The sequence below is a fragment of the Streptomyces kryoterrae genome, assembly GCF_054072135.1.
Genome location: NZ_CM133358.1, coordinates 5,480,388 through 5,506,007 on the forward strand (window position 1 = coordinate 5,480,388; position 25,620 = coordinate 5,506,007).

General features: G+C 67.1%; 25 protein-coding genes and 3 pseudogenes. 8 read left to right on the plus strand and 20 right to left on the minus strand.

The genetic code is table 11. The features are described from left to right. Positions 1 to 636: 636 nt before the first annotated feature. The 4 genes and pseudogenes from ACW4TU_RS24045 to ACW4TU_RS24060 form a co-directional block, all read right to left on the minus strand. Positions 637 to 990 carry a hypothetical protein gene (locus ACW4TU_RS24045; RefSeq protein WP_457416807.1) on the minus strand — a complete coding sequence of 118 codons (354 nt, stop codon included), beginning with the start codon at positions 988 to 990 and terminating at the stop codon, positions 637 to 639. 321 nt (positions 991 to 1,311) lie between these two features. Next, a pseudogene (locus ACW4TU_RS24050) lies at positions 1,312 to 2,060 on the minus strand (transposase). An 83-nt stretch (positions 2,061 to 2,143) separates the two neighbouring features. Continuing rightward, entirely contained in the window at positions 2,144 to 2,425 is a 282-nt protein-coding gene (locus ACW4TU_RS24055) for a hypothetical protein (RefSeq protein ID WP_457416809.1), read from the minus strand. After that, a complete protein-coding gene (locus ACW4TU_RS24060) occupies positions 2,422 to 3,537 on the minus strand; it encodes a DUF1152 domain-containing protein (RefSeq protein ID WP_457416811.1) in 1,116 nt (371 codons plus the stop codon). The genes ACW4TU_RS24055 and ACW4TU_RS24060 overlap by 4 nt, the downstream gene beginning before the upstream one ends. A gap of 81 nt (positions 3,538 to 3,618) precedes the next feature. Between ACW4TU_RS24060 and ACW4TU_RS24065 the strand changes: the two genes are divergently transcribed. Beyond that, a complete protein-coding gene (locus ACW4TU_RS24065) occupies positions 3,619 to 4,359 on the plus strand; it encodes a GntR family transcriptional regulator (protein WP_457416813.1) in 741 nt (246 codons plus the stop codon). Between the two features lie 275 nt (positions 4,360 to 4,634). Next, entirely contained in the window at positions 4,635 to 5,072 is a 438-nt protein-coding gene (locus ACW4TU_RS24070) for an ATP-binding protein (protein ID WP_457416815.1), read from the plus strand. A gap of 98 nt (positions 5,073 to 5,170) precedes the next feature. On the opposite strand, the gene ACW4TU_RS24075 is transcribed toward ACW4TU_RS24070, so the two are convergent. Continuing rightward, positions 5,171 to 5,581, minus strand: a complete 411-nt coding sequence (locus ACW4TU_RS24075) for a hypothetical protein (protein ID WP_457416817.1) — start codon at positions 5,579 to 5,581, stop codon at positions 5,171 to 5,173. 1,343 nt (positions 5,582 to 6,924) lie between these two features. Then, on the minus strand, positions 6,925 to 7,299 hold the full coding sequence (locus ACW4TU_RS24080; RefSeq protein WP_457416819.1) for a winged helix-turn-helix transcriptional regulator: 375 nt from the start codon (positions 7,297 to 7,299) through the stop codon (positions 6,925 to 6,927). A 77-nt stretch (positions 7,300 to 7,376) separates the two neighbouring features. On the opposite strand from ACW4TU_RS24080, the gene ACW4TU_RS24085 reads away from it, so the two are divergent. Next, complete coding sequence (locus tag ACW4TU_RS24085) at positions 7,377 to 7,787, plus strand: RidA family protein (RefSeq protein WP_457416821.1); 411 nt, start codon at positions 7,377 to 7,379, stop codon at positions 7,785 to 7,787. Positions 7,788 to 8,136: 349 nt separating this feature from the next. Here ACW4TU_RS24085 and ACW4TU_RS24090 read toward each other — a convergent pair whose 3' ends face one another. Then, on the minus strand, positions 8,137 to 9,033 hold the full coding sequence (locus ACW4TU_RS24090; protein WP_457416823.1) for a LysR family transcriptional regulator: 897 nt from the start codon (positions 9,031 to 9,033) through the stop codon (positions 8,137 to 8,139). 185 nt (positions 9,034 to 9,218) lie between these two features. Between ACW4TU_RS24090 and ACW4TU_RS24095 the strand changes: the two genes are divergently transcribed. The 3 genes and pseudogenes from ACW4TU_RS24095 (at position 9,219) to egtA (ending at position 11,717) form a co-directional block, all read left to right on the plus strand. Beyond that, a complete protein-coding gene (locus ACW4TU_RS24095; protein ID WP_457416825.1) occupies positions 9,219 to 9,965 on the plus strand; it encodes an SDR family NAD(P)-dependent oxidoreductase in 747 nt (248 codons plus the stop codon). An 84-nt stretch (positions 9,966 to 10,049) separates the two neighbouring features. Continuing rightward, positions 10,050 to 10,229: pseudogene (locus ACW4TU_RS24100) on the plus strand (DUF427 domain-containing protein); the annotation flags it as partial. Positions 10,230 to 10,472: 243 nt separating this feature from the next. Next, a complete protein-coding gene (gene egtA, locus ACW4TU_RS24105; protein WP_457430274.1) occupies positions 10,473 to 11,717 on the plus strand; it encodes an ergothioneine biosynthesis glutamate--cysteine ligase EgtA in 1,245 nt (414 codons plus the stop codon). Positions 11,718 to 12,020: 303 nt separating this feature from the next. Here egtA and ACW4TU_RS24110 read toward each other — a convergent pair. From ACW4TU_RS24110 to ACW4TU_RS24125, 4 genes and pseudogenes are all read right to left on the minus strand, one after another. Next, positions 12,021 to 12,254 (minus strand): annotated as a pseudogene (locus ACW4TU_RS24110) (hypothetical protein); the annotation flags it as partial. Continuing rightward, the gene (locus tag ACW4TU_RS24115; protein ID WP_457430276.1) at positions 12,242 to 12,772 is read right to left on the minus strand and encodes an NAD(P)-dependent alcohol dehydrogenase; all 531 of its coding nucleotides are present in this window, start codon (positions 12,770 to 12,772) and stop codon (positions 12,242 to 12,244) included. The pseudogene ACW4TU_RS24110 and the gene ACW4TU_RS24115, both read right to left, overlap by 13 nt. A 38-nt stretch (positions 12,773 to 12,810) precedes the next feature. Continuing rightward, positions 12,811 to 13,272, minus strand: coding sequence for a cupin domain-containing protein (locus ACW4TU_RS24120; RefSeq protein ID WP_457416827.1), 462 nt, complete (start codon positions 13,270 to 13,272; stop codon positions 12,811 to 12,813). Positions 13,273 to 13,286: 14 nt separating this feature from the next. Further along, positions 13,287 to 14,240 (minus strand): AraC-like ligand-binding domain-containing protein, encoded by a 954-nt coding sequence (locus ACW4TU_RS24125; protein ID WP_457416829.1) that lies wholly within the window; start codon positions 14,238 to 14,240, stop codon positions 13,287 to 13,289. A 37-nt stretch (positions 14,241 to 14,277) separates the two neighbouring features. Between ACW4TU_RS24125 and ACW4TU_RS24130 the strand changes: the two genes are divergently transcribed. Then, entirely contained in the window at positions 14,278 to 14,409 is a 132-nt protein-coding gene (locus ACW4TU_RS24130; RefSeq protein ID WP_457416831.1) for a hypothetical protein, read from the plus strand. A gap of 439 nt (positions 14,410 to 14,848) precedes the next feature. On the opposite strand, the gene ACW4TU_RS24135 is transcribed toward ACW4TU_RS24130, so the two are convergent. Then, on the minus strand, positions 14,849 to 15,745 hold the full coding sequence (locus ACW4TU_RS24135; protein ID WP_457416833.1) for a phosphorothioated DNA-binding restriction endonuclease: 897 nt from the start codon (positions 15,743 to 15,745) through the stop codon (positions 14,849 to 14,851). 280 nt (positions 15,746 to 16,025) lie between these two features. Between ACW4TU_RS24135 and ACW4TU_RS24140 the strand changes: the two genes are divergently transcribed. Further along, entirely contained in the window at positions 16,026 to 17,948 is a 1,923-nt protein-coding gene (locus ACW4TU_RS24140) for an AAA family ATPase (protein WP_457416835.1), read from the plus strand. A 310-nt stretch (positions 17,949 to 18,258) separates the two neighbouring features. Here ACW4TU_RS24140 and ACW4TU_RS24145 read toward each other — a convergent pair whose 3' ends face one another. The 8 genes from ACW4TU_RS24145 to dapF all read right to left on the minus strand — a co-directional run bounded on the left by ACW4TU_RS24145 (position 18,259) and on the right by dapF (position 25,581). Continuing rightward, positions 18,259 to 19,521, minus strand: a complete 1,263-nt coding sequence (locus tag ACW4TU_RS24145; RefSeq protein WP_457416837.1) for an SNIPE associated domain-containing protein — start codon at positions 19,519 to 19,521, stop codon at positions 18,259 to 18,261. Positions 19,522 to 19,637: 116 nt separating this feature from the next. Continuing rightward, positions 19,638 to 20,918, minus strand: coding sequence for a hypothetical protein (locus ACW4TU_RS24150; protein ID WP_457416839.1), 1,281 nt, complete (start codon positions 20,916 to 20,918; stop codon positions 19,638 to 19,640). 318 nt (positions 20,919 to 21,236) lie between these two features. Then, positions 21,237 to 22,406 (minus strand): hypothetical protein, encoded by a 1,170-nt coding sequence (locus tag ACW4TU_RS24155; protein ID WP_457416841.1) that lies wholly within the window; start codon positions 22,404 to 22,406, stop codon positions 21,237 to 21,239. Positions 22,407 to 22,444: 38 nt separating this feature from the next. Continuing rightward, entirely contained in the window at positions 22,445 to 22,666 is a 222-nt protein-coding gene (locus tag ACW4TU_RS24160; protein ID WP_360080770.1) for a hypothetical protein, read from the minus strand. A gap of 105 nt (positions 22,667 to 22,771) precedes the next feature. Beyond that, positions 22,772 to 23,134, minus strand: a complete 363-nt coding sequence (locus ACW4TU_RS24165) for a glutamate ligase domain-containing protein (protein WP_457416844.1) — start codon at positions 23,132 to 23,134, stop codon at positions 22,772 to 22,774. Then, the gene (locus ACW4TU_RS24170) at positions 23,134 to 23,655 is read right to left on the minus strand and encodes a C39 family peptidase (protein WP_457416846.1); all 522 of its coding nucleotides are present in this window, start codon (positions 23,653 to 23,655) and stop codon (positions 23,134 to 23,136) included. The genes ACW4TU_RS24165 and ACW4TU_RS24170 overlap by 1 nt, the downstream gene beginning before the upstream one ends. A gap of 37 nt (positions 23,656 to 23,692) precedes the next feature. After that, on the minus strand, positions 23,693 to 24,784 hold the full coding sequence (locus ACW4TU_RS24175; protein ID WP_457416848.1) for a D-alanine--D-alanine ligase family protein: 1,092 nt from the start codon (positions 24,782 to 24,784) through the stop codon (positions 23,693 to 23,695). After that, positions 24,781 to 25,581, minus strand: coding sequence for a diaminopimelate epimerase (gene dapF / locus ACW4TU_RS24180; protein WP_457416850.1), 801 nt, complete (start codon positions 25,579 to 25,581; stop codon positions 24,781 to 24,783). The genes ACW4TU_RS24175 and dapF overlap by 4 nt, the downstream gene beginning before the upstream one ends. Between the last annotated feature and the right edge of the window lie 39 nt (positions 25,582 to 25,620).

Genomic DNA, 25,620 nt, shown 5'->3' on the forward strand with positions numbered 1-25,620 from the left:
CCGATGCGGTCGCCTTACCTCGACTTGGGGCACGCAGAGGGCATGCACCCCCCGAATTGGACTAGACAACAAACAAACTTCAGGCCGCTGACCTGGGGTTTCTCTCTGGAGCGGGTGACGAGAATCGAACTCGCACTCTCAGCTTGGGAAGCTGCGGGTATTTGCGGTTGGTTCAGGGTCTGACCTGCGCGAACGGTTGAGGGGCAGCATCGTCGGACACGGCTGCTTTCACCGTGATTCCCCGCTGTTCCCCGCCGGATCTGGTGCGCTTGTGGTGCAGCCTGCCTCTGGCGCGGTGCTGGGAAACGTCTGGGACTTCGTCCTTCGCCGGCGTCGGTGCCAGCGCTCCGACAGATCTCCGGTCACGACGGAAGCGGCGGCCATTCCGGCACACGTAGTCCAGCTCTTGAGGTCGCCGATGACCAGGCCGAAGAGGCGAAACACGGCCGTTGCCAGGCCCCACCACACGGCAAACCAGGCTGCCGCGCCGATCCATCTGCCTCTGTCTGTCACGGGCCAAAGGTAGCTGGCCCGTCTGTACTTGTGGGTGTGCAGCCGGACGGCCTTCTGATCCGTAGCTCTACAGACATCGGTCGCTGCGGGGGCATTCTTCGAGACGGTCTACCGGCAGGTTGGTCACCGCCGCTTGCGAGGCCGTAGCCACCGGCGCAGCGCCGCGAGGTTCCGGTGCTTGGCTGCCGTCATCCGGGCGGTTTCATGAGGGCCGATGTGGAAGACCCACAGGGGTGACCAGCGCCCGCGCCCGCCCGAATCGGTCCAGCGGACAGCTGGGAAATCGGTGATCTCTGTGATGCTGCTTCGAGGGGTGGTTCGCGTCCGCAGATAGCCTCGAACTGTCAGCTCCGTGTCTTTGCACGAGACACTGAGCCGGTATCCCCGGACAGCGATGATCACAGAGACGAACAGGACCAAGCAGGCCGTCAGCCGCGGGTACACGGCGGTGGCCTGAGCCTCGTAGATGATGCTCATGGCGGCTGGGATCACGCCCAAGCTGCTGTTGGCTATACGCCCCCATCTCGATGGTGCCAGCTCCATAGAGGCTCCTCTCGCTGCCGGAGAGCAAGCATAGGCAGCCGCGTTCCGCTCGGGGTTGCCGACGCCGCGATCTCACCACGCTCTGACGACGAGCGCTCCCCACGGAGATCGGAGACGCACGCTTTCCAACTGTGGTGGTGGGGTGGCGGGGTGAGTGTCCGGGCGTTCACCCGCGTTCACGGGCAGTTGGATGGTGGCGCGGGCATTATGTGAGGTCTCACCTGAACGGCAGCGAACGGCGCTGAATGAGGGTTTTCAGCGGTGCCGCTCCAGGGTGAGGACGGCCTTGGCGATTGACGTCATGCGGTTTGGGCTGCATCGGGCTCTGCGGAAGATTCGCCAGGATTTGAGGCGGGCGATTCCTCGTTCGACGGGTACGCGAGCGGCGGACAGCGCCCGGTTGACCGTCCGCTCGGTCGTGGTGAGTTCGCCTTGGGGCGGTCGGCGTTTGGGGGTGGTGCCCCACTCGCCCGCGCCGATGTAGGCCATGTCGGCGAGAATGGGGACGCCTTGGCGCTCGCAGATCCTGATGATCTTGTGGGTGCGGGCGGCGGTCAGGTCGTGTGTGCGGCCGGGCAGGGCGGGTGAGAGCCACAGTGTGCGACCGGCCGGGTCCGTGATGACCTGCACGTTCACACCGTGCCGCTTGTGCTTCGTCGAATAGTCTGCGCGCCCGTCGCCGACGCGTCGCACTCGGCGAGCGTGCCGTCCACGAGAACGTAGTCGGGGTCTGTCTCGCGCAGGACCTTCAGCAGGCCCGGCGCCATGTCGGCCAGGTGCTCGACGACGGTGGTGACGTACGCGTGGGCGGTGCCGACGGAGATACGGAAGCCTGCGGCGAGCTGAGCCAGGGGGTCGTGCCGGCGCAGGTATGCCAGAGCGATCACCGCACGCTCGGACGGCCGGAGTTTGCAGCGCCGGTCACCCTCACGGGTGACGATCAGCATCGTCACCCACTCCACGAGTGCGTGTGGCAGGTCGAGTGCGGCAGGATACGGGACCAACAGGGTTCCTGAGCTGGAGAGTTGAGACCTAGACACCTCTCTCAACGGCACGGGGACCCTGTCCGTTGCTTACGGTCCCGCCGTCACCCGTCCGGGGGCCACTCTGAACCCTCAGTGGTGCAGGGCTGACTCGTCGTGCTGCCGGGCCTGTTGTCGGCGGTGATGTTGCGAGCCTGTTCCGCGGCGCGCTGAAGGGCCTGGGCTACCTGCTCGGCGTCATCGGCGGACAGCAGGACTTCCTGTGTCCAGAGGATCGATAGCCTGACAGTGCCGTCGAGTAGGTGCACGGCAACGTCAACTTCGGTCCCGGTACCTGCCGCGTCTCGGACGGTGTCGAGCCCGAAGTCGCTGGAGAACGCGCTCAAGTGACTGTCCGGGCGCCGGAATCGAGAGAGGCCATGCTCCAAAGGGGCGCGGTGTACTGCTCCGGTCGGTTGTTGATGAGTAGTCGGCGCAGGTCATTGCGCTGTAATCCGTTGAGGTTCAGGACCTCGGTGAGGTGGCGGAACGTCGTGTGAGTGATTCCGCGGTTTTGGGCTTCCGCCTCGAACTGGGCGAGCTGGATCAGCACCGTTTCGGCGTCGAGGTTCGCTGGTCGTTGATCCTTGAGCCAGAGGGCCTTGTTGCGTTCGTAGTCGATCTCCGAGAAGCCGCAGACCTCGCGGCTCAGTGCTTCCACCTGGTCCAGGGTGGTGGTCGACATGATGGCGCGGGCCAACTCGTTGCGGTTCAACGCCTTGTCCAGGTCGACCTCGTGGACGGTCGGACTGCCGTCGGTGAGCGGGATGGGAAGTCCGGCGTCTCGGACCTCGCACGTGCCGCGTACGCCTCGGGCTGTTGCCGCGAGCATGCCTGTTGCCTCTGAGGGGTGCCATTCCAGGACCGGGCTGATCGGCTCGGCGTCCTCAGCAGTGAAGGTGTGGACGCGTGGGCCGAGCATGCCTTGCAGGTCTTCGTGTGACAGTTCGCCGTCGAGGCCGGGGCCCGCGACCAACAGGCGTATGGGGGCGTTCACTTGGCCGCATGCTGCCAGTGTCAGGGAGTCGGCGAGTGGGCTCTTCAGCGTCGGTTCGTCGCCTCGGGCCAACACGTCGCCACCGACGTCCAGGAGATCGATGGAGGTCGGCTGCAAGAGGGTGACCAGCTCTTCGAGTTGGCGAGTGACGCCCTCGACGCCCTGCCCCGGGTCGATCAGGGCGAATGTGTGGGGGAGTTCTGCCGCTAGTCGAGGGAGCGTGGAACCTGCCGGTGCGATCGGGCGGGCTTTTGCCGGCACTGTCCAGACGGCCGGGGTGAGCGGTTCGAGGCCGGTGAAGTCGTCAGGTCCTCGCGGGCCGGGTACGGGGTCGATCAGCAGGCGGTCCCACGCGTACGTGAGGATCATGGCTGGCTCGCTGTCGCCGTACAGGGCGGCGTCAAGCATTGCGGCGGCGACTGCGTCGCCCCCGCCGCCTGCTGCGACGATCAACCGCGTCATGGGTCCAAGGGTACGGGGCGGCTCGTTGACCGATCACCCTATAGTGGCTAGAGGCTATAGCCACTTGGGCGAGGAGGAGACATGCCTCAGATTGAGGAGGCGCAGCCGAAGTACCTGCAGATCGCGCACTTCATCCGTGATCAGATCCTTCGGGGCGACCTTCGGCCGGGGGACGAGGTTCCCTCGGAGCGACAGTTGGCGGCGGTTTGGAAGGTTTCCCGGCCGACGGCGGCGCGGTCGTTGGAGGCGCTGAGTCATCAGGGGCTCGTCGAGAAGCGGCAGGGGTCAGGCACGTACGTCCGCAGTCTGGAAGTGAACCGGCGGGCACGGGAGTTGTATTGGCGGGCCCGGCAGACCGGGAAGATCTACACGCCCGGTGAGTACGCGGTGATCACGTCGGCCGGGTGGCTGGATGCCCCGGATCACGTTGCCGAGGCGTTGGGCCTGGTCAAGGACCGTCGGGCCGTGCATCGGCGTCGTGTGACCAACGACCAGGACGGGCCGATCACGCTGTCGACGTCGTGGTTCGCGCCGGACGTCGGGCAGAGGGCGCCCAAGCTCCTGGAACCGGAACGGATCCAGGAGGGCACCCTGATGTACGTCGAGAACATGACGGGACGACAGGGGAGTTACGCCGAAGACCGCATGTGTGCCCGGCAGGCGACCGACGAGGAGGTGGCGGACCTCCAGCTTGAGTCGGGCGCGGCTGTCTTGATCGTGCATCACGTCGTCTTCGACCTTCAGGACCGGCCGTTGGAGTTCGCCGAGGCGACCTACCCGCCGCACCGCTGGGCGTTCGAACAGGGGTACCCGCTCACCTGATGGTTGGTCTTCTCGGCGATCTGCTTGCGCGCCACAAGTGGCTAATGCCACTATCCAGTAAGTGGCTAAGGCCACTTGATCGGAAGAAGGCACGGAGTGACGAGTCAGCGGCCGGACCAAGGAGCGCATCTACCTTGTCGGAGTTGCCGGGGGCGCGACTGGGAGCGTGTCGGTTCGCGTACGTCCTTGGCGCTTGCCGCGCCGCCGACCGCACCCGTGCCACATCGAAGCGGCGCTGCCTCGACTATGACGGCAGCGGCAAGGAGTGAGTGCGGATGGCTTACAGGATCGACCGCTACCCCTCTGAGGACTCACCGAGGCTCGGAGCGATGACCCTGAATCCGACCCCGGAGTCCGTCCCCCGAGCCCGACGCTGGTTCCGGAAGTTCATCGCTCCGTACAGCCCTGCCTGCTCGGTCGAGGACTGCGAGCTGATGATCTCGGAACTGGTCACCAACGCAATCTGCTACGGACAAGCTGATGACCCCTGGGTCGTGCGGGTGGAGTGGTTCCGGGAGGAGGCCTCGCTGCGGGTCGAGGTGCACAACCCGGGCTTCCCTGCCAACGTACGGCTCCGGCGCCCCGACGCCAACGACGCGCACGGGCGCGGGTTGCTTCTCGTCGACTCGATCGCGGAGTCGTGGCACTCCGGGCCCAGTCGCTTCGGCGGAACGGTGGTCTCCTTCGTGGTCGCCGATGCCTGGCCGTCGTAACGAGGGGAATATCTTGTCCTGGTTGACGCGTACGACGTGTCCGGTCAAGCCCTGCAAGTCGCTGATGTGCTGCTTCCCGCAGATCGGGAGACCTCGTCTCAGGTGCGTCGTCCGGCGAGTCGGTAGACCACGTATGTGAAGCCAAGGATGACATCGACGGCCGCCCACAGGCCGATGATGAGTCCCACCCCGATTGTGGTTCCGACGTCATTCGCGTCGTCGCACAGCTTCAAGGCGTCACCCGTCAGGCCTCGGCACTCTTCCGGTGTGCCGCTGCCGCTCGCGGCGCCCGCGATCACCCAGATCAGAAACAGGATCTGGACGGTTAGGAAGAGCCACAGGAAGACGCGGCGTCGCTTCTTCGGCCGGGGCGTCGTTTCGCCCGGATAGGGACTGTGCGGCGGGGAGCCCTGCGGCGGTGCCGGCCAGGCGTTCGGCGCTGGCGCGGACTCCTGTGAGTTGCGTGGACCCCATGACTGCGGTTCTTGAGCGCGGTGTTGTCTGCCCATGTCGCGCCCTCCTCTGTGCTGCCTGGGTTCATGGTGCGCTTGAGTTGTCGATCGCGCTCGTCGGCCTCAGTGAGCCACCGAAAGGGGCCGCCTTCCGCTTCTACGATCTTCGTCACACCGGTCACACCGGTCACACCCTGTACCCGTGGTGGCGCCACCCTCAAGGAGGCGACGGTTCGCGCGGGCCAGTTCTCCGAGAAGAGGAGGCCGCCGAAAGCTAAGGGTGCGGTTGTGGTGTGGGCGCCAGCCCACCGGTCTAGACAACAAAGAACCCCCGGGTCTATGACCTAGGGGTTCGATATGGAGCGGGTGACGAGAATCGAACTCGCACTCTCAGCTTGGGAAGCTACGGCGCTTGGGTAGCCGGATAGCTTCTGACCTGGGCATATGTAGCCGGGCGTGGCGCCCGAAGGTGCAGGATCGCACCGCTGTTGACCGTGGTTGACCGGTCTTACGGGCACGCTATGGGCACGCCGTCCGATCGGAGTTGCCGGGAGCCCCTCTTGGTGGCTGAGGAGTTGCCGAGCCCTGGAAGTGAGCGCCGGCCGGAAGGGCGCCATTGCAGGAGCGCACGGAGGAGGGTTCAGCGGCGGCGGCCGAACAACTCGGGCCGGAGAGGGGCCTTGCGGAAAATTGCTTGGCCGCAGGTCAGAGGATCGCCTCACCTGGGCCCGGGAACGCCTCTCCCGGTTTTTCGGAACGCATAGGGCGTCGTTGCAGGTCAGCTGAGTTACCTGTTGGACTGGACTGCGGAGCGGTAGCGCCTCCTTTCCCGCCGTGTTCACGCTCGCTGCCCTCCCACCAGCACCACCGGTCCGCCGCTGCTCCTGATCGCCGGCATCATCGTCCTCGTCGAACCCGCCCCGTCCGGATCACGCCGACACCGAACGCCGCCGGTCGCCACCGTGAACAACCTGTTCTTCCCCGGCACCCGCCAGGCCATCCAGGTCAAGCGCCGCCGCACGGACCGCAAGACCACCATCACGACCCGTCTACGCCGTCACCAGCCTGGCTGCCGAACAGGCCACATCCGCCCAGATCACCACGCTGATCCGCGAATACTGGAAAGTAGAGGCCCTGCACCACGTCCGCGACACCACCTTCGTGGAAATCGCCTCCCAGCTGCGAACCGGCAACGCGCCGCGCGCCATGGCCACTTGGCGCAACGTGGCCATCGAGACTGGCCGGCGGCACCAACACCGCAGCCAGCCCCCGCCGCATTGCCCGCGATCCACGCCGACCGCTCGCGCTCCTCGGACTCACGTGATCACCAAACGGACGTCATGCGACGACGCCGAGCCCTGTCCCCCGCCCCGGCGCCCGGCCGAGGCTGGGGAGGGAGATCAGGGGCCTGCTTCTTCTCCCCGCGTGTCGTAGGTGTCGCGTGCTCGTGTGATGGCGGGCATGTTCTCCGAGGTCCACGCCAGCAGTGCGTCGACGGGAGATCGAAGGGTCTTGCCCAGTGGTGTGATTCGATATCTGACCGCCACCGGGCGGGTGGAGACGACCTCGCGCTCGATCACGCCGTTCCGTTCGAGTCGTCGAAGTGTCGCGGTCAGTGACTTCTGTGTGACCTGGGGGACGGCTCGGCGCAGTTCGTTGAAGCGGCACGGCCGTTCGCAGAGCTCGTTGAGGACGCTGAGCGACCACTTGTCGAGGATCTGGTCGAGCAGTTCGCGGTGCGAGGAGTCGATGCGGAGGTCGTCGTCGGTATCCATGGCGAAACCTGGTCTCGTTGAAGTGTCCTTCTTCTACTAGGTAGCTTAGGAATACCTAGTTCAAAGGAGACATAGCCATGACTGTTCAGCACTTCACGCCCGAAGGCATGCTGCAGCCGGTCCCGTACCACCACGTCGCTGTGGGCACCGGAACGAAGCATGTCCACGTCAGCGGCCAGATCGCGCGCCGGGCCGACGGGACTCCGGTCGCGCCCGGCGATCTGGCCGGGCAGGTCGCCCAGGCGCTGCGCAACACCTCCGTCGGGCTGGCGGGCGCGGGCGCGTCGTTCGCGGATGTGCTGCGCCTGACGTTCTACGTGACCCGGTGGGGCCCGGAGAAGATCGGCGACTTCATGGCCGGCGTGGAGGCCGTCGCCAAAGAGATCGGGCTCCGGCTTCCCATGCCGCCCGCCTCCCTCATCGGTGTCGACTCCCTCTTCGAGCCGGATGTGCTCGTCGAGGTCGAAGCAACCGCGCTGCTCGGCTGATTCCTGGGGCGGATCCTTCCAGCCTCGCCTTGGCGAAGTCACCTTGAAGGGCGACGGTGATCGGCCCATCGAAACTCATGTTCGGCACGAACCACCGCGGGCAAATCATTGGCACCACTCCGGTGCCGAAGCACAGAGCCTCGTCGTCCTCGGCTTCCTCCTCGTCCAGAACGCCACCAGCGCCGCCCGCTGCCAAGAAGACCCCACCTATGCCGACGCAGGCACCGAGACCAGCAACGGTGACCGCAAACCCGGCCGATCATGAACGAGGCTGAGGCGTCAGCCCACCACCCCGCCCCGATACCCTGTCAAGGATCGCCACCTCAGTCCCGGTCCCCCTAACGGAGTCCTACTGGCAGAGAAGCCCTGCGCCGCACCAGTTCTGCTGGTGGAGATGGTCGAGCATGGCCGCCTCTGCCGCACCCGGATTGCGCCGTACACCGACGAGGACGGGCTCGGTCAGGGAGGGCAGTAGGGGGCAGGCCAGTTCTTCGAAGCCTTCGGGGACGGCCGAGGCCGGGACCACGGTGACGCCCAGGCCCTGCGCCACGAGCCGCACCGCGGTGGAGATCTGTGACGCTCGGGCCACCGTGTGCGGGCTGAGGCCGGCGTCGGCGAGCAGGCGGGCGAGGTAGTCGTCGAGCAGGCTGGCGCGCCGGAACCGGATCCATCCCTCTGACGCCAGGTCTTCCAGGCGCAGGGCGGCGCCGTCGGAGAGAAGCGGGTGCCCCTTGGGCAGGACGGCGACGTAGGCTTCCTCGCCCAAAGGGTGGATGTCGAAGGTGCACCCGGCGGGGAAGCGGTGCACGAGGATCATGTCGAGGGTTCCCTGGCGGACCAGTCGTTCCATGTCCGTGGGATCGGGCTCCTCGTGGAGAGTCACCTGCAGCTTCGGGTGGCGGTTGCGCAGTTGCCCCAACACCTGGGGCAACTGGCGTGCTCCCAGGCCCATGTGGACAGCCATGATGAGTTCGCCCGCCAGTTCCCCGTCGGCGGCGCGTGCGGCCATGACGGCGCGCCGGGATGCGGTCGTCGCGATTTCCGCCTCCGCGAGGAAGGCCCGCCCTGCCACCGTCACCGTCACCCCGCTCGGGGTGCGGGTGAACAGCTGCACCCCGAGGTGCTTCTCCAAGGTGCCGATCTGCTGCGACAGAGAGGGCTGAGTGACCTGCAGACGTTCCGCTGCCGCTGTCATGGAGCCCTCGTCGGCGACGGCCAGGGCGTATTCGTACTGGCGCAGGTTCATTCGAAATCCAACCTTCGACATGACATAGGAGATGTCAATGCAGAGTATACGTTGCCACTATTTGCCTCTATGTCAGGCCGGTCCTACCGTGGTGCACGCACGGCGCGGCCACCAGGGCAGGAGGGAAGCTGCCGCCCGATCTCGGCGCGCGCCGTCAGACATTTTTTCTTTTTGAGGAGCACACCATGGATTTCGAGGGCAAGAGCGTGCTGATCACGGGTGCGGGGTCGCGAGGAGGTATCGGCGCCGCGACGGCGCACGTGTTCGCACGCGACGGGGCGTCGGTGGTGATCACCGGCCGCAACGCTGAGCGCGGGGCCGAGGTGGTGGACGACATCACCGCCGGCGGAGGAAAGGCCCGGTTCGTCCTCGCCGATCTGAGCGATCTCGCCGACGTCGAGCGGTTGGCCGAGGAGGCGGGTGAAATCGACGTGCTGGTCAACAACGCGGCAAGCTACAGGGCCAGCATCAAGCCGACCCTCGACCAGGACAGCGAAGCCAACGCGGAGTCATGGGACACCAACGTGCGCGCCACCTTCGTCCTCAGCACACGACTCGTCCGGGGGATGATCGAGCGGGGCGGCGGCAACATCATCAACATCAGCAGTATCGCCGCCGCGATCGCCATGCCGCACATGGCGACGTATGGAGCGCAGAAGGCGGCCGTCGAATCCTTCACCCGCAGTTGGGCCGCGGAGTGGGGCCGGTACGGCATACGCGTCAACGCGGTGGCCCCTGGGAACGTGAACAGCGACAACGTGGTGGACTTCATCGGCGCCGACCAGTTCACGACCTGGTCCGAGGTCAACCCGCTCAAGCGCAACGCCACGCCCGAGGAACTCGCCGAGGTCATCGCGTTCGTGGCGAGCGAGCGCGCGAGCTTTGTCACCGGCCAGGTGATCGTGGCCGACGGTGGTCGCCTCGCCGTCTGAACGACGCGGCGACCACCGCCACCACGAAGGATCCCTGGGCCGGACCACCACATTGAGGTCGTCGAGAACTCCAGTCTGATCCGGGTGGTCACTCGGGACGGCAGGAAGGTCGTCGCCGAGACGACCTCTGCCGTCACGCTGACCGAGGCCGGCTGTCCGGCCGTTCATTACATCCCCCTGGCCGATGCCGACCAGGCACTTCTGGAGCGGACAGACTCCCACACCTACCGCCCGTACAAGGGCGAGGCGTCCTACTACAGCCTCGCCACCCCCGAGAAGAAGACCGCGGACGCGGTGTGGTTCCACGAGGAGCCGTTCGAGGCCGGGGGGCGATCACCGGCCGCGTCGCCTTCTACCCCGAGCACGTTGAGATCACCTCCGGGGCCGTCTCCAACTGACGGCCCCGCGCGGGGGTGGAGCGGTTTCCCCCTCGACACGCCACTCCACCCCTGCGCCCGGACCGACACCCACCTGACCCGCACCAGATTGTGTGAGAGGAGGACAGAAATGACCGAACTGACCCTGGAAGAGGCGGAGGCGTATGTGCTCGGCGTGTGTTTCAAGACCGGCCCCCCTGAGCGGATCGGGGTGGAGACGGAGTGGCTGGTCCAGGACCGCCACAACCCTCGGCTGCCGATATCCGTCGACCGGCTGAACGCCGCCCTCGCGTCGATCGAGGTGGCAGGCGCCCTGCCCGGCGGCAGCAGGCTCACCCGTGAGCCGGGCGGCCAACTGGAGCTGAGTTCCCCGCCGGCCCTCACGCTCGGCGCGTGCGCCGAGATGATGACCGCGGATCTCGCCGTACTGCGCACGGCAGTCGAGCAGGCCGATCTGACACTCGTCGGCCGGGGCCTCGACCCCTATCGCGAACCACCTCGCGTGCTCGACCACCCCCGCTACCGGGCCATGGAGAGCTTCTTCGACCGCGAGGGCCCCTGGGGCCGCGACATGATGCGCCGCACCGCATCCATACAGATCAACCTGGACTCCGGCGAGGACTCCCGCGGCGTCGGCGGCTACCGCTCCCGCTGGGAACTCGCCCACCGTATCGGTCCCGTGCTCGTCGCCGCCTTCGCCAACTCCCCGATACAGGACGGGTGGCCCACCGGGTGGCTGTCCAGCCGGCAGGACGTCTGGTCCCGGATGGATGCCGGTCGTACCCGCCCGCCCCGATACCACTCCGACCCACGTGTGGCCTGGACCCGCTACGCGCTCGACGCGCAGGTGATGTGCATACCGGGCGACCTCAACGGGGACTGGTCCGCGCCCTCCGGCTTGACCTTCCGCGCCTGGCTGCGGGGCGTACCCGGGCTGCGGCCGCCGACCCTGGCCGACCTGGACTACCACCTCAGCACTCTGTTCCCGCCGGTCAGACCGCGCGGCTGGCTGGAGTTGCGGATGACCGACGCGCAGAACGGCGACGACTGGGTCGTGCCGACTGTGCTGGCCGCGACGCTCCTGAACGACCCGGTGGTGGCCGATGCCGCCTACGCGGCAACCGAGCCACTCTGCCCGGACCCGCAGCGGCCCGTCCCCTCCCACGACGTCTGGCTGCGGGCGGCCCGCACCGGCCTCGACGACCAGGACCTCGCCAAGGCCGCCCGCGCCTGCTTTGCCGCGGCCGACAGCGCCCTCGCCGTTCCCGGCACCCCGGCGGTCCTGCGGCATGTCCTGACCGATTTCGCCGAGCGCTACACAGAGCGCGGCCGTTGCCCCGCCCATGACCATCTGGACGCGCTCCGCCGGACCTGACCCCCGCAAGGCATGCCATGACGAACGCCCCCACCTCCAGTGCGGCCCGAAAGGGGTCCGCCGCCGCCCCCACCGCCACACCAGTCCCCGACGCATCCGCTGCCCCGGCAGACTCCGAGACGCCTCTGCGTACGCCCCAGACGCCGTCGGCCGCAAACCGCACCGCGCTGGAGGCTGCCCGGCGCCGGACCCTGAGCCGGGCCGACCCAGTCACCGACACGAAGCGACTGGCGTGCGTCGGTGGGAGGGGCACCCCCTTCGGCCTTCGAAAGATCCGGCACGCGGTGACCGCGGCCTGCCTGTTCAGCCGAGGTGAAGGCTGCTCAGGGCCGTGGTCCAGTCGGTGACGATGGCCTGCTGTGCGGCGGCGAGGGTGACCTGGCTCTTACAGATTGCGGTGTGAAGTTTCGTCTCCACCGGATCCTTCGCGCTGTTGACCCCGGAGCCCTTCTTGTGACCGGGGTCGGCCGGCTCCACCCACAAGTTGCGGTAGTCGTTTGGGTCCCCGCCCAGCTGCAGGCTGATCAGGTGGTCGTGTCGACGCCGAGCTCGCGGACCTCGTCGGTCGCGGTGTCGCGGCAGCTGCCGGCGACCGAGGCTCCCCGCGCCCGGGCGAACTGGACGGCGGCCCGGCCCACCCCGCCCAGGCACCCGTTGACGAAGACCGCCGGCCCGGGCCGGACCTCCGCCGTGGCCTGGTAGGCGGTCACGCCCACAGTCGGCAGCGCGGCGGCCTGCTCGTACGAAAGGTCCACCGGTTCGAGCACGACCGCCTTCTCCGGGACCGTCACCATCTCGGCGAACGCCCCCGCCTGCCGGAACCGAGCCCCGCCGAGTACCGCGTCGCCGGCCTTCAGGCGGGTAACGCCGGCGCCGACCACCTCGACAACTCCGGCGACGTCGTGCCCCATCGCCCGGGGAAAAGGGCAACCGGTCAACAGCTTCATCTCGCCGTTGCGCATCTTCCAGTCCAGCGCATTGGAAGCCGCCGCCCGGACGCGGACGAGAACCTCATCCGGACCCGGGCGTGGTGGCTCGAACTCAGCGAGCCGCATCACCTCCGGGCCGCCGTAGCGGTCGTACTGAAGGCGCTTCACGAGGCGTATTCGTTCGAGATCTCGGTGGCGTAGTTCTTCCAGAGCGGTTGCATGGTCTCGGCGTTGACCGGCTGCCCGGAATCGATCATGGCCTTGAAGTCGCGGAAGTACTGCACATACAGGTCCGGCGTGAACGTGTTAAGCATGACCGCGTTCTCGTCGCCGACGTTGGCGAACGTGTGCGGCGCCCCGGTCGGCACGATGACCCAGGTGCCCGGCCCGGCGTCGTATCGGTCCTCGCCGACGGTGAACCGGAACGTTCCCGCCAGCACGTAGAAGCCCTCGTCATGCTGGGCGTGGCGATGCTGCAACGGGCTCGGGGTGCCCGGCGGAATGGTGACCTCGGCGAACCCCAGCCGGTGGTCGGTGTGCTCGCCGTTCTCCAGGATGCGGATCTGCTGCGCCCCGCTGCCGAGGATCTCGCCCTCACCGGGGCGGACGATGTTTACCTTCGCCACGACTTCTCCCATTGCTATTGCCTGCCTTGGTCACCACCATCCTGTTCCGGGCCGGCCGTGCGCGTCTTGGTCGTCTGCGCACGGTTGCTGGTAACCAGTGCACGGGCGTTGTAGCCGTACGTCGCCTTGAAGAGCTTGCTGAAATGGGTGGGATCGGAGAACCCCCACCGGGCGGCCACGGCGGTGACCGTACGTCCGCTTCCGGTCAGCTCGGCCCGGCAGCGTTCCAGGCGGCGACGCCGGATCAGGGCCGCGACGGTGAGCGGCTGGTCCTCGAACAGCTTGTGCAGCCGGCGTACGGAGACGTGGTGGGCGGCGGCGATGCCGGGCGGGGAAAGATCGGGATCGGCCAGCCGGGCCTCGATGTAGCCGGCGATCCGGTTCCGCAGCCACTCGTCCGGGACCGGTTGCTCGTCGCCGAGCCGGGCCTCCAGGGCGACGGCGATCAGCTCGACGACGGCCGCCGCCGACCGCAGCGCCTCCGCCTCGCGGAACTCGGTCGCCGACCGCGCCAACTCCCGGGCCAGCACGGAGACGAGAGCGCCCGGACCGTGCCTGCCGTCGATGCGTACGCCGACGAGCCGGTCGATCTGCGCGGGCCGGATCCGAAGCTCCCGGCGCGGAACCAGGATAGTGACGTGCGCCGCGGCGGTGCTTTCGAACCGGAGCGTACGCGTGGGATCGAGCAGCACCAGGTCGGCCGGCCCGAGTTCGGCGTCGCCGCGTCCCTGCTCGATCCGCGTCCGGCCCCGGGTCATTACCTTGACCGCCAGGTTCTCGCTGTCGGCGGCGTCGCGCTCCCGCCCGATACAGGCGCTCTCGGGCGTGTCGAGGGAGACCAGCCGCAGCGGCCCGAGGTCGCAGGTGGCGACCCGGCCCCGGAAGCCGGCCCCGGCCAGCTTGTTGACCAGCGGCGGAAACCCGCTGGCGGCCAGCTCATCCTGGAACGTCTCAAGGTTGCCGATCACCGGTCGACGATAACGGCGACTCCTCCGCTCGGGCACGGTGTTCGGCTGGGATCACAGCGGCGCAGGGCTGCATCTGCCCTACCAGGCTTTGGTGCACGCGGGGGACGGCTCGGTCGCGCCGGCGACCGACGGCCGGTTCATCGACGAGCCCAGCTCGTCCTACGGCTGAATGAACTGACCCGCAAACAGAAAACCGGCGACAAAGCCGTGCACTCTTCTGCCGCGATCCAAGCGTCACGGATAGTGACGGTTTGGCCGGTGCCAGCGGTGTCATGAGTGGGCGCGTTGTCGCTTCGCATCCTGACTCACCTCCTCCTCACCCAGAACGCCACCAGCGCCGCCCGCTGCCAAGAAGACCCCACCTACGCCGACACAGGCACCGAGACCAGCAACGGTGACCGCAAACCCGGCCGATCATGAACGAGGCTGAGGCGTCAGCCTTGCCAGACCGGGGCGAATAGTCACTCAGAGTATTCAGGCACGTTTCACGCAAGGCCCGCCGGAGAGGGGTCGGAGAGGCTCCAGCGATGCGGGCCTGCTCGGGGTGGACACCGCCGAGGCGGAAGAGCGGGCGGACTTCAGGGAGGGGGATCGAGAGGAGGTGTCGGTCATCCGGTCAGGCCGCAGTGGCGGGGCGTGGCGTGGAAGACCTGGCTGGTGTGCCAGGCGCGGTGGTCGGCTGCGACAGGGCGTACGCCTTGCTGCGGGCCGATGAGCGGACGGCCCGCGAGGGCGACGACGTGTTCGCGGGCGGCGGGGCTGTGGCCGACGAAGTGCTGGGAGACGAGTATGCGGTGGCCGTCGTCGACTCCGAGGACGCCCTTGTCGAAGAGCTTGTGGTGCAGCGAGCAGAGGCACAGCCCGTTGTCGACGTCGTCCGGGCCGCCGAAGGCCCACCAGCGTACGTGTGCGGCTTCCAGCCCGACCGGGACCGTGCCGATCCTGCCGTCGTAGCCGCAGAAGGCGCACCGGTACTCGTAGGCGGTGAGGACCAGTTCGCGCATGCGCCGGTCCCGCTGTCTGCGCGCGGGCACGAGGTGCCCGGTCTCCGCCGGCTCCAGTTCCAGGCCGACGGCTTCGCACAACTCGCTGTGAAGCGAGGGCGGGAAGTGCAGGTCGAGCAGTAACCGCGCCATCCGCCCCAGCAGTTCGGGTTCGCCGCGCAGGGCGGTTCGGAGTTCCGGTGCGAGGCGGCCGGTGGCGCCCGTCTCCCGGAGAACTCGTACCCCGGTCCCGGGGCTGCCGGGCCCGAGGTCGGTACGCACTTCCCACACGCCGTCGCTGACGAGGTGGTGGAAGGGGTAGGCGGGCGTTGTCCTGTTGGGCGGGCCGTACTCGGTCAGCAGACTCTGCAGGTCCTTCTCCACCGTGCTGTAGCGGAGTTCGCTGTCGGCGTCCTGCTGGAACCGGCCGAGGGCGTGCAGGAGCAACAGCGGCTTGTGCGGGGCGCGCGTCCCGCTCCTGGTCCACTGCCTGAGCTTCGCGATCCGCCCGAGCCAGTCCATGGCCGGTGATCGTAGTGAGGTTTTGAGTCGAGTGGGTCGGAGTCCCGATCGAGTGTCGTTGGAGCCTGGGCCGAGGGCGAGGCAGGGGAGGAGGCTATGCCGGTGTACTCCTTATGGATATCGGTGATCGTCGCGGGACTTCATGGCAGGAACGGCGCTCGATTCTGATGAATCACCTATCAGGGGAAAACAACTGATGGACTGTCAGGCGCGCTGCTAGCGTCACGATCGTCACGTGGGCACTCATATGCCCCTCCCGCCTCAAGCGCACAGGACGACCGTGAAGATCAAACGCGTTCGCATCGAGAACTTCTGCTGTCTGCACAAGGTGGACGTGCCCTTCGAGGACATCACCTCCTTCATCGGGCCGACCGGGGTCGGCAAGTCCACCGTGCTGCGTGCGCTCGACTGGTTCTTCAACGGCGAGAAGGGTGTCGCCCTGAGCGACGATGACATCCACTCGGCGGCCGGGGGCGGCCGTATCTCCGTGGAGGTGGAGTTCGATGCACTCACCGATCACGATCGCCAGACTCTCGGGCGGTACGCGCCCGACGGCGTCGCGAGCGTGAGCATCTGGCGTACCTGGCAGAACGGCGAGGACAAGATCACGGGCAAGGCGCTCGCGTACGGGCCGTTCGAGGAGGTGCGCAAGAACGAGAAGGCCATGGAACTGCGGCGTTCCTATGACCAGTTGAGGGAGAACGACACGAGCCTGGAGCTGTCGGCCGCCGGGACCAAGGACAAGGTCCTGGAGGCGATGCGCACGTGGGAGTTGGCCAATCGCGACCGTCTCACCGAGGCCGAGGTCGAGGACACGCACTTCTTCGGCTTCGCCGGGCAGAGCAGGCTCGCCCAGCTGATCGACTTCGTGTTCGTCTCCGCTGATCTGCGGGCGTACGAGGAGGCCGACGATCAGAAGGCGACCGCGCTCGGCCGCATCCTCGACCACGCTGTGGACCGCTCACAGGCCAACGAGCAGCTCGGCGAGATCGAGGAGAACGCCCATCTGGCCCGGCAGGAAGTGCACAGCAAGGTGTACGGCCCCGTGCTGGACGAGGTGTCGGCCGCGCTCTCGACGGAGGTCGCCAAGTTCACCACCGGACGCGAGGTGGTCGTGACCCCCACGGTGCAGGCTCCGAGGCCCGCCCGAACCACCTTCCAGGTGAGCATCCGGGACGGTGCTGCCCATACCTCGGTGCACCGGCAAGGACACGGCTTCCAGCGCGCCCTGATCATCGCGGCGCTGAAGTACCTCGCCGACCGCAGGCGTTCGGCCGACGGCATGCGGACGCTGTGCCTGGCCATCGAGGAGCCCGAGCTTTTCCAGCACCCGCCTCAGGCGCGGACCTTCGCGAAGGTGCTCCGCGAACTGGTGGCCACCTCGCCGCAGGCGCGTACTCAGGTCATGTACGCCACCCACAACCCGGTCTTCATCGACCCGAAGGGGTATCACCAGATTCGGCGCCTGGGCCGCGCTGCCGGCGAGGGGCACCCCGTCACCGAAGTGTGGCAGGCCACGGAGGAGGACCTGTGCGGGGCCTTGGACGGGCTCGTCGACAAGAAGGTGATCAGGAGCAGGACCGAGGGCACGCTGAGCGGCTCGCTGGCGGAGGGCTTCTTCGCCCATGCCGTGGTGCTTGTCGAGGGGCGCGGGGACGAAGGAGTGATCACCGGTTGCGCGGACCGGTCAGGGATCAACCTGGGCGCGGAGGGCATCAGCGTCATTGAGGTCCACGGCAAGGACAACCTCATGATCTCTGACGCACTCTTCAGCGCCCTGGGCGTGCCCTGCTACGTCGTGTTCGACGGCGACGCCGGCATGGAGGAGCGTAAGCGGGCGTCGGTGCAACACCTCATCCCCCAGCAACGGCAGGACAAGGAGCAGGAGTTCGAGCGCCAGGCACGGAACAACCAGACCAAGAACGCGAATCTTCTCCGGTACCTGGGTGCGATGCCCAATCCCCAGCCCGCCGACGACTCGACCGGCCGCTACACCGTGTTCGAGGACACCCTGGAGACCCACCTCGACCAGCACTGGCCGACCTGGGAGGAGCGCAGGCAGGAACTCGTTCGTGCCGGCGAGGGCATCGACGGGAAGAACGCGGCGACATATCTGGAAACGACTCGAACGGCCGCTACGGAGCCACCGTTCTTGCTCCACGCCTTGCTGGAGAACGTCCGTTCGCTGACCGGGCGACGGTAGCCAGATCGTTCCCTCACACGGGCTCGCAGTTCTACGCCAGCTACAGCCCCGACGCTGTGGGAAGGGTTGCGACTTGGCCGGACTGGCGACGGAGGCCACCATTCGGCTGAAGGCGCTGCGGAACTCGGCGATCAGCTCTGAAGGGTCGGTGACGAACCTTCCCTTCTGGCCGCCCCTCTGCGAGGTGGGATCAGCGACAGCCCGTTGAATCTCTGCGGCCGTGTCGACGGAGTCCTCGACGACATCGCGCAGAGCCCTTCCAAAAGGTTAACGAACCACGCGGACAGGGGCTGTTCTGCGGGACCCGCGTTCAGCTCTTCTGCGGCCAGCGGTTGCGACTCTGGAAATACTCAAGAGCCGTGGGTTCCTCCGTGAACTCGAGTAGGCCGCCCACTTTGTCCGCCAGTAGTGCCCGGACTTCGGACGGTGTGGCGAAGAAGAACTCGCGCCGCTGATTGACGAAGTTGACGCGTCTGCCGGCGAACGCCTTGTGGAGTTGGGACTCCAGAGTCACGGCGTCCTCGGAGAAGAACAAGGCGTGGACGTCGTACCGGAACGGCACGGAAGCGTCGCCGAGTTCCCGGACGCGGTCCATCGGATCGAGGCGGCGGGTCATACCGATCTTGACAATGTTCGGACCGAACGCACCGATGTTGGAGATGACGTACACGTAACCGGCACGGATGTTCGCGATGCGGTAGTCGTTGGCTGCGATGGCCTTCTCGATGTCGGCGAGGCGGCTGGAGAGTTCCGTGACGGCGGCGTCGTCGCCCTTGGCGCGGAGTGATGCCAGGGCGCTGACGTAGTGCGCTCGTTCCTTCTCAAGCCGTTCCTTCTCGGCGGCCAACTCCTTCTCGGCCTGGCGCTGTTCGCGGAGAACCTGGCGCTCGTGGCGGGCGTGTTCGCGCTCTTCCTGCATTTTTATCTGGAAGTCGGCGGTCAGCTCGATCTCGGTGACACGCAGCGCGTGATATTCGGGGTTGATCCGCATCTCCATGATCGCCCCGAGCCTCTCGATCGCGGTGACCGCCGACTCCAGCCGTTTCAGCGCAGTGCGCACGTTCCCCGACCGCAGCGAGCGAACGCAGTTGTCGGCCTCGGCGTTGTAGGCCCGCAGCATCAGCTTGGACAGATCGCCGACCAGCTTCCGTCCCCGGGCCAGAGAACCGTCGAAGGTGAACATGTCGGCTGCGAGGATCGCGCGACTGCTCTTGACGGTTTCGCCGATCTTGTCTTCGAGACTACGCAATCGGTCCTTGTAGGCCGCCGCGTTCTCCAAGGGATGGTGGTAGCGATAGATGCCCACATCCTGCAGGGCACGCTGATCGCTGAGATCGATCAGGTCGGCGCCACCCTGTGCGGTGGCGAGCGCCGCTTCGAGGTCGGCGATGCGGGCCAGCAGTGACGCGGGGTCGACTCCTCGGTGCGGTGGCGGAGTCGGTGGAACGGCTGAGGCGGGGTCCTGCCGCCTTCCCGATGCCTGCTGCGCCGGGTCCGTGGGAGGGATCCCGGTGGTCTGCCCGGTCACGGACTTGTCGGCGTCGGCGTCCGGTTCGGACTCGTCGTCGGGCACGAAGAGGTGCCAGCCAGGTGGTGGGGCCGGCCAGGCCGGGTCAGGGTTCCATCCTGGCGGGGGCGTCCAGCCTTCGGGCGGTGTGGGCCACCCTGGGGGTGGGTTGAACCGCATGATCACTCTCCCCGAACGCGGACGCCGCGGCTTGTGTCCGCCGGGACCAGGTCGAATGGCGACTTCGACATCGCAGCACCGAGGTGCTGCAAGGTGGCCTGGGGGACCACTTTGGCCAGATCGAAGCTGTTGAAGGTCTCGCGGTCCGCCGCCACGATGACCAGAGGAACAGTGGCAGGCCGACCCGTGGCGGGGTCGACCGTGTCGACGCCGACCGCCAGCGCGATCGAGTGCACTTTTCCGGCGCGGTCGGCTTCGAAGACTTCATGCAGACTGCGAACCGCGACCTGCCAGACCGCGTTCGCGTACCGCTCCTTCTTTTCGCGAACGGGCAGGTTTGTCGAAGCGATCTCATCCTTCGCCTTCACGTACCGGTACGCCTTCACCGCGGGTATGGATGAAGGCTCCGGAACGCTGACCTTGAGCGAGAGTTCGCGGGACGCGAGATTGAATACATGGTCGTGCTCGACCGGGAAGACCTCGGGGTAGACCGAGTTGGACAGGACGATGCCGACGTACTCCTGGATGGCGGACTCGACATCGAAGGCAAGGTCGTTGATGAGCTTGGCGACCTCCGCATTGTGAGCTGATGCGTCAGCCTCGCGCTTCTCACATTCCTGCTTGTACTTCTCCTCAGCGGCCGACAGTTCCGCCACGCGCTTGGCTTCCGACTTTTCGCGCTGGGCTGCCTTCTTGACGTAGCTGCTGTGAGCGGCGTCCTTGGCGCGCTCCCAGTGGCGATGCGCGTCCGCAAAGGCGGTCCGAGCCCCCTCGATAGCCTGTTGGTGCCGCTTCTTGCCGCCGAGCATGGCAGAAAGGCCGCCGGGTGCGGCCGGCTCCTCGTACACGGGCTCGGGCTCGTAGGTCGGCTCCGGAACACTGGGCGCCGGGACAGCCATGCGACCGGGCGTGAATGGAGGATGCTCGACCGCCGAGATCTTCAGGGATGCGAGATCGACGTAGTCGTCCATGTCCAGGGTCCATGTGAGCAGACCGTCGATGTCGGCGAGATCGCCGGCCAGGCTGGCGTTCATCGACTCGACCTCAGCGAGCCTGGACTCCACGTGGAGCCGCGCGGCTTCACGCTCTGCGGCTTTCCTCTCCGCGGCAGAGGATCGTGCCGCCGCCAATTGCGCGCGCTCGTACGCCTTCGTGGCTCGCTCTGCTTGGCGCTGCGCCGCAAGATGAGCACGATGGCCAGCGACCTCTTGCTGGCGCCGACGCTTCTCCGCTTGCTGTGCCTGGTAGTTCAGCTCCGCAAAAAAGCCGCGACGCTTCCCCATAACATCCCCCCACAGGAATCGGCACCCGAGGATCTGATCGTAGGACGTTAACCGTATCCATGATCGTTGCCACTGGCGAGGTGAACCGGGGATTACGGGCGGAGGTTCTCGCCGGTCCTACACGGGTGACCAGGCGAACGAGGTCGGTGCCGTGGCTCCGGCCCTGCGCCCGGTGTTACCCGCCGCCGACGCGGTGCCTCCCGCGAAGAACCGTCTGCGGTCGGCGTACGAGCACGGGGGCCGGGAGGCGCCCCCGTCCGGTCGGGCCCTGGGCATACGACGAAGTGAATGACGGTCATGTGACCTGAATGTGCCCTCTTAGAAGGGGCGGTCAGTTTCTACCCCCAGGCTGCGGGAGGCGATGAGTCGGTTGGTCAGCTCCACCGTGGACAGGTACCACCAGAAGATCCAGTCGAGGAACGCTTCGTCGTACTCGCGTTGCTGACTGGCATTGCTGTGTCGCAGGTCGAAGCTGTTGGCGATCTGGAACAGGGCGCCTTCGTCCTTTTTGTGGAGGTGCTCTTTGATCAGGGCACGACGTTCCTCAAGGATGCGGGCGAGGTTGAAGATCGCTGATCTCTTGCTCTCAGCCGACGTATCACGCCCTCGGAAGAGCGCGATGGCGTGGCGAACGCCGGCGGTTGTGTCGGGTGGGCTGTCGTTGAGAGCGCGGTGTACCAGTTCGCTGCGAGCATCGTCAGTGACGGCGACCAGACGCCCGAGGTCCTCGCCTTCCGCGGCGAGTTCGTACTCGATGCCAGCCTCGCGCAGCAGCTGGTTGACCTTCCACCGGTACAGGACGCGTGCCGGGCCGTTGTGGAACTCCGAGTGGTGCCATCCGCAACCGCTGTAGGAGTGGTAGTGCCGTATGCGAGGCCGGCTTACGAGGTCGTGGAACACCTCGATCAGTCCGTAGAAGGCATCTTCGTCCCACGTCTCCGGCGCCAGAGGCCATAGATCCGGGATGCCCAGGCGCCTTTCGATCGCCTCGGAAGCGTCGGGCAACTCGCTGTGATCGTCGACGCATTCCTCGCCGAACACCTCAACCAGGTAGCCCTTGTCGGCCAACTCGCCGATGAGCCGCGCGAAGTCATGCCGAGTGTCCCGCGCCGTACTCCCGTCGTGGGCGAGCCCGCTGCCGCGGCGCTGCGGCCAGTACGGCCGGGGCGTGGCCGCGTACCTGAGCTCGGTCGCCCGGTTGATGAGCTCCGTGAACCAGTCGTGCTGATCCATCACGGCCCGTTTGGCGCCCCAGCCGGTGGCGGTGGTTGCCCATGGATCGGCTGTCGGCGCGGTGTGGTCGGGCAGGTCCTCGAAGTCGGCCACTGCGGTTGTGCCGGCCAGGGCCTCCGTCATGAGCAATGTCGCTCGGGCCTGCCAGGAGCCCGTGGACCGGAGCACGCGCTCCCCCTCGGACACGAACAGCGGTGCGGGCCAGAGGAGTTCGTAGTTACTCAGGTCCAGACTCACCGCAACATCATCACCCATCGGGGATGTGTCCCGGCCTTGAGTGATGAATTCCCGTCTCAGTCTCGGATGAGTTCCTGGAACTGTGGACACCCGACGGCATGCCACTCCCTGACGAGGACTTCCCCGGCAACGACCACGACTTCCGCGTGCCACGGCAGACAGTCGTGGCAGGCATGGATCTCGTACGAGTTGCCGTCGTCGTCGAACGCCTTGAGGTCGACGGAGCCGACCGGCGCTCGGTAGGTGACGTCCTGCTGCGGATCGGAGGCTTCTGCCATGTCGGCCAGTATCTACGAGTGCTCGGACGGTTCTACGGGGCCGGGATCGAATCGGGTTTCTCGACCGGCCCTGTCCTGGTGTGCCCAGCGAAGCCGACGACCCGCTCACAGGCCCGTGACGGGCTGCCCGGTTAGTGCTTGGGCGACCTGCCAGAGCTGTCCGCCGCGGGACGCCTTCACGAGCACGACATCGCCGGGGCGCAGGATCGAGGCCAGGTAGGCGGCGGCGGTGCCGTTGTCGCCGACCATCGCGATGTCCGGTACGCCTGCCGCGCCGGCCGCGAGGGCGAGTTGCTTGGCGAGTGTGTCGCCGACCGCCACGATGAGATCGACGCCGTTCTCGGCTGCCATGCGCCCGACTTCTCGGTGAGCTTCCACGGCTTCGTCGCCCAGCTCCAGCATCTCTCCGAGTACGGCGATCCTCCGACCGCCTGCGGCCTCGGTCGTGTCGCCGTCTGTCTCGGGCATCAGGACTCTCCGTTGTTCAGGGGCGCGAAGGTGATCGCGCGGCCGGCGTAGGAAGGGGACAGGCAGCTCAAGGGGATTCGATCGTGCACCTGCCCCCAGGCCGATGGGTCCCGGATGAAGATGGCGGGGTCGGGACCGTCCTCGTAGCCGCGAAGGATGACGAGGTGGCCTCCGGAACGGCCGTCGTCGGGGAACTGCTCGGTGACGGACACGATGATGGGTGCGTCATCGAGGCGGGCGAGTAGGTCTTCGACCGGAACGGGTTCTGCGGTCGCAGGGATGCCGAGGTCGGTGGCCAGGCTCGCGATCCCCGCGTGGAGTGCGCCACGCGGGGTCAGAACCTCGTTCTTGACCGCGAGTTTCAGCAGTTCCGTCACCGTGGGTGCCGTGCGCCCGTAGGCGAGCAGGATCATTCTCAGTGACGCCAGGCCGCACGCCCGGTTGGACCATTCGGTCCGATCCCCGAGTGCCCATCCTCCGTGCAGATCCCATTCGGCGGGGGCGATGAGCTGTCGGCACATGGGGACGTCGTGGACGCGCGACACAGCGGGCGGGCTCCTACGGTGAGACGGCAGCCTCCCGAGTCGGTGTGGTGCCGGCGAACGCGGGAGTGGGCAGGGGGATATCGTAGGGCGGGCGGGTCAACGCCTCGTGCAGCATGGCCACTACGACGTCCGTGTGTGTGAGTCCGACCATCGCGGCGCCCACCACGAAGTTGCTGTCGCGGGACATGCCCGGCGTGGTGTTGACCTCCAGCACGTACGGCTGCTCGTCCTCGGTGAGGATGAAGTCGACGCGCGCCGAGCCACGCAGTCCGAGCCCGTCCCACAGCGTTGCGGCGTGTTCGGTGACCTTGGCCAGCACCTCGGGCGGCAGCTCGGCAGCCCGTACAGTCACAGTGCCCCGGGAATCCATGTCGAGCTTCGTGTCGGCGTCGTAGAACTCCGCTTCGGTGGCTTCGGTGGCCAACGGGGGAAGTGCGATGACAGCGCCTCCGGGCAGTTCCAGGAGCCCCACGGTCAGGGGTACGCCGGTCAGGTAGTCCTCGACGAGTACGGCTTCGCCTTCTTCGCCGGCAGCGGCCGCCAGTGCCATGGGGAGGTCCGCCTGTTCGCGTACCAGGCTCATGCCGACACTGGATCCGCCGAAGGGCGGTTTGACCATCGCGGCCCGTCCGTTCCAGTCCATCGGGCCGCCGGACCACACCCACCATCCGGGCGTCGGGACGCCGAGGCTCAGCATCACCCGCTTGCAGAGGATCTTGTCGGCGGCCACCGCAGATGCTGCGACCCCGCTGCCGCAGTACGGCACGCGCAGGTAGTCGAGCAGTCCCTGTAGCCTCCCGTCCTCCCCGTACGGCCCGTGAAGGTTCGAGAGGGCCACGTCGTACCCGGCCAGCTCCATGATGAAGTCCGGCTCGCACGGGTTCAGCACTTTCCAGCGGGCTCCGATGTCGTCCAGGGCTGCGGACAGGGCGGTCACGGAGCGCTGGTCCACGGGGCACTTCGAGTGGTAGAGCCGGTCCTCTGCCGACACTGGCCCGTAGACGAGGGCGACACCGAGCCCCTCGCGGTCGCGCTGCCAGTCGCGAAGGTTCTGGGCGGCCTCTCGTACCGCGAGGTGAGAGCCGGAGCCGAGGAACTGAGTCATGCGAGGACCCCTTCGAAGGTGTTGGTGACCGGCCCGCCGACCCAGTGAGTCCGCTTCGGCCGGTCGGGATGCGGCCGGACCGTCAGCGGCTCCCCGGCGCGGTTGTGGACGGTGACGGCACGCGGCGACACGAGTCCGCGCATGGTGGCGACGACGACGGCCGCGACGGCTCCGCTCCCGCATGACAGGGTTTCCGCCTCGACGCCGCGCTCGTAGGTGCGGATCTTCAGCGTCTGGCTGCCGGCGGCCTGTACGAAGTTGACGTTCGTCCCCAGCGGGGCAAGGTCTGTGTGGTGGCGGATGAGGCGTCCGACGAGTACCGCGTCGATGGCGTCCACGTCGTCCACGATGGCGACGACGTGTTCAGTACCGGTGTGGGCGCTGTCGAACCATGTCGGCTTGCCGTTGATGACGGTCTGGACGCGTCGGGGATGGACCGCGCCAACTTCGGCCGTGACCCACACGGAGTCGTCGCTCACGATCGCCTCGTGCATTACTCCCGCCATGCGGAGACTCATCTCGCGGAAGCCGTGGTCGTGGTGCGCGGCCCAGGCGGTGCACCGCAGAGCGTTCCCGCACATCGTCGCGACCGAGCCGTCAGCGTTGAAGCAACCGACATCGAGGACGACCGGGCTGATGCTGATCAGGCTGCTGATGACAAGGCCGTCCGCGCCTACGCCGGTTCGTCTGGCACAGAGGCGCTCGGCCTCCTTCGGCCAGTCTTTCTCGCCGTCCGGCGTGGAGTCGGTTAACAGGACGAAGTCGTTCCCCGCTCCGTGAATCTTGCGGAAGCGCATGGCAAAGCTCCTCGCTGGGCTGAGGTGACAGTTCTCGTG

Excerpts from the sequence above, each read along its gene's own strand:
- ACW4TU_RS24170 (WP_457416846.1), bottom strand. The coding sequence starts at position 23,655 with ATGTGCCGACAGCTCATCGCCCCCGCCGAATGGGATCTGCACGGAGGA.
- ACW4TU_RS24075 (WP_457416817.1), bottom strand. The coding sequence starts at position 5,581 with ATGGGCAGACAACACCGCGCTCAAGAACCGCAGTCATGGGGTCCACGC.
- ACW4TU_RS24080 (WP_457416819.1), bottom strand. The coding sequence starts at position 7,299 with ATGGATACCGACGACGACCTCCGCATCGACTCCTCGCACCGCGAACTG.
- ACW4TU_RS24115 (WP_457430276.1), bottom strand. The coding sequence starts at position 12,772 with ATGCGGCTCGCTGAGTTCGAGCCACCACGCCCGGGTCCGGATGAGGTT.
- ACW4TU_RS24070 (WP_457416815.1), top strand. The coding sequence starts at position 4,635 with ATGGCTTACAGGATCGACCGCTACCCCTCTGAGGACTCACCGAGGCTC.
- ACW4TU_RS24155 (WP_457416841.1), bottom strand. The coding sequence starts at position 22,406 with ATGGGTGATGATGTTGCGGTGAGTCTGGACCTGAGTAACTACGAACTC.
- egtA (WP_457430274.1), top strand. The coding sequence starts at position 10,473 with ATGACCGAACTGACCCTGGAAGAGGCGGAGGCGTATGTGCTCGGCGTG.
- ACW4TU_RS24045 (WP_457416807.1), bottom strand. The coding sequence starts at position 990 with ATGAGCATCATCTACGAGGCTCAGGCCACCGCCGTGTACCCGCGGCTG.
- ACW4TU_RS24150 (WP_457416839.1), bottom strand. The coding sequence starts at position 20,918 with ATGGGGAAGCGTCGCGGCTTTTTTGCGGAGCTGAACTACCAGGCACAG.
- ACW4TU_RS24090 (WP_457416823.1), bottom strand. The coding sequence starts at position 9,033 with ATGAACCTGCGCCAGTACGAATACGCCCTGGCCGTCGCCGACGAGGGC.
- ACW4TU_RS24060 (WP_457416811.1), bottom strand. The coding sequence starts at position 3,537 with ATGACGCGGTTGATCGTCGCAGCAGGCGGCGGGGGCGACGCAGTCGCC.
- ACW4TU_RS24065 (WP_457416813.1), top strand. The coding sequence starts at position 3,619 with ATGCCTCAGATTGAGGAGGCGCAGCCGAAGTACCTGCAGATCGCGCAC.
- ACW4TU_RS24085 (WP_457416821.1), top strand. The coding sequence starts at position 7,377 with ATGACTGTTCAGCACTTCACGCCCGAAGGCATGCTGCAGCCGGTCCCG.
- ACW4TU_RS24135 (WP_457416833.1), bottom strand. The coding sequence starts at position 15,745 with ATGGACTGGCTCGGGCGGATCGCGAAGCTCAGGCAGTGGACCAGGAGC.
- ACW4TU_RS24165 (WP_457416844.1), bottom strand. The coding sequence starts at position 23,134 with ATGCCCGAGACAGACGGCGACACGACCGAGGCCGCAGGCGGTCGGAGG.
- ACW4TU_RS24175 (WP_457416848.1), bottom strand. The coding sequence starts at position 24,784 with ATGACTCAGTTCCTCGGCTCCGGCTCTCACCTCGCGGTACGAGAGGCC.
- ACW4TU_RS24095 (WP_457416825.1), top strand. The coding sequence starts at position 9,219 with ATGGATTTCGAGGGCAAGAGCGTGCTGATCACGGGTGCGGGGTCGCGA.
- dapF (WP_457416850.1), bottom strand. The coding sequence starts at position 25,581 with ATGCGCTTCCGCAAGATTCACGGAGCGGGGAACGACTTCGTCCTGTTA.
- ACW4TU_RS24160 (WP_360080770.1), bottom strand. The coding sequence starts at position 22,666 with ATGGCAGAAGCCTCCGATCCGCAGCAGGACGTCACCTACCGAGCGCCG.